Raw genomic sequence first — 1,622 nt, 5'->3', positions numbered from 1 at the left:
CCCACGGCCCACCGAAGCCGCAGGCCCTTCCGAACGCCGTCTGGATCAACAACCCCGCGCGGCTTGCCTCTTCACATCAGGCTGCGCAGTAATCTCTCGAATCCACTGTCTCATTCACGTTGACAGGCTCCGCAGTCCCGTTAGGCCGCGAGCAACTTGAACGTCTCGTGCCTTATCTAGACTATCTGGCTCCGATAGATCTGTATGAACTCGCAGATCGATGCAAGCAGCTTGGTCTCCAGGCATGGAGCCGCAAGCACTTGGCTGGGAGACTCGATGCTGAGATGCAGCGCAGCTTCTTCCCAGATGACCGCACGCTTAGTGAGCAACTCGACCAAATCGTGGGCGAGAAAGACTTTTGGCGTATGGAAGGTTGGATTGAGAAATTCAGTGTTCGAGGGGACCCACCTGAAGCGGCCTTGAGAGTGGTATTGACTTGGCTTGCGCAGCGAGGAGATCTCGACGCGCTCCAGATTGCCGCTAGCTGCTTCCGGAGAATTGCGACCAGGAAGGATCTGCCCAGGTTGAAGTCCATCCCGATCAAGGCTCCTGCTGATAGGACGCAATGGATCCTCAAGGACATGGAGTTCGCTGTGAAGTACCGCACTTTGGAATGAGCCGCTGCGTGTCCACAGCGGCAGGTTCACGACAGCGTCATCCCACGATTCGGATGCGCGCGGATGACGCATGCCGGGTAACGAGCAAGAGGGCCACGCCTGCGGGGTTGCACAACAAGCGCAGCCCCATTGGGCTGACCATTGCTCAGGAGTCGTGATGTCGTCTAGGCCGTGCCTGTGGCCACGGGGACCCCGCAGGTCCAGTTCCACCAGCGCCTCGCCCGCCTCCAGCACGCGCCGGTAGCTGCGCTCCACATCCACACCCATGCGCAGCACCCGGGCCACTTGCCGCGCGGGCGTGCCCAGGCGGAGCAACCGCACCAATTCCTGCAGCCGGTCCATCTCCACTCTCCGGTTACTCACGCCACTTCCCTTTCCATGGGAAGGCAGCGTGGCCTGTCGGCGGGACACCCGAGGGGACCGGTTTGGCCGAACCGGTGCGGACCGGTTTGGCCGAACTCACCCCGACCGGGTTCGCCGAACTCCGGAGGACCTGTTACGCCGAGCTACGACACCTTGCGCCTGTCACGGCATTAACAGTCGCCGGCTCGACGCAGCCGACCTTCCCCCCTGTGTAGCAGCGCGGGGCCTGCGGGTGCCGGGCCGAATGTCAGACGTGTGTCCTTTGCTCTCCTCGGAGGAGTCACTCCCAGGGGGCGTGGATGCGAATGACGCGAAGTGGGGCTGTCTGGCTGTGGCTGCTGTTGCCGGTCGCCGCATGGGCCGAGGACGCCCCGGAGGTGCCGCCCGTGGAGGAGGAACGGCGCCCACGGGACGAGGCCTGGCGCAACCTGCTGCGCGTGGAGGCGACGACATTGTCCTTCCTGCCGCGCGCGAGCGTCGGCACGGACGAGGGCTTCCTCCAGGTGGAGCCGACCCTGATCTTCCACGCACGCTGCTCTCCTAGTCACAGCTCTTTATGTGTGGGCCGCGGAGTTCGCGTTCGGCGCCATTCGTGCTTCGGAGCGGCCCGAAGTGCCTTGAGCCTCGCAAGCTCTTTGGAGT

At 63.4% G+C, this 1,622-nt stretch carries 1 protein-coding gene and 1 pseudogene; one reads left to right on the top strand and one right to left on the bottom strand.

The features are described 5' to 3' along the window. Window positions 1-176: 176 nt before the first annotated feature. Window positions 177-959 carry an IS1 family transposase gene (locus D7X12_RS41230; RefSeq protein ID WP_120630549.1) on the bottom strand — a complete coding sequence of 261 codons (783 nt, stop codon included), beginning with the start codon at window positions 957-959 and terminating at the stop codon, window positions 177-179. Between the two features lie 320 nt (window positions 960-1,279). On the opposite strand from D7X12_RS41230, the pseudogene D7X12_RS44865 reads away from it, so the two are divergent. Then, window positions 1,280-1,622: pseudogene (locus tag D7X12_RS44865) on the top strand (hypothetical protein); the annotation flags it as partial.

This window comes from Corallococcus sicarius, assembly GCF_003611735.1.
GTDB classification, from domain to species: domain Bacteria; phylum Myxococcota; class Myxococcia; order Myxococcales; family Myxococcaceae; genus Corallococcus; species Corallococcus sicarius.
Note: the sequence above shows the minus strand (reverse complement) of the source record. Positions and strands in the feature narration are given on the sequence as shown.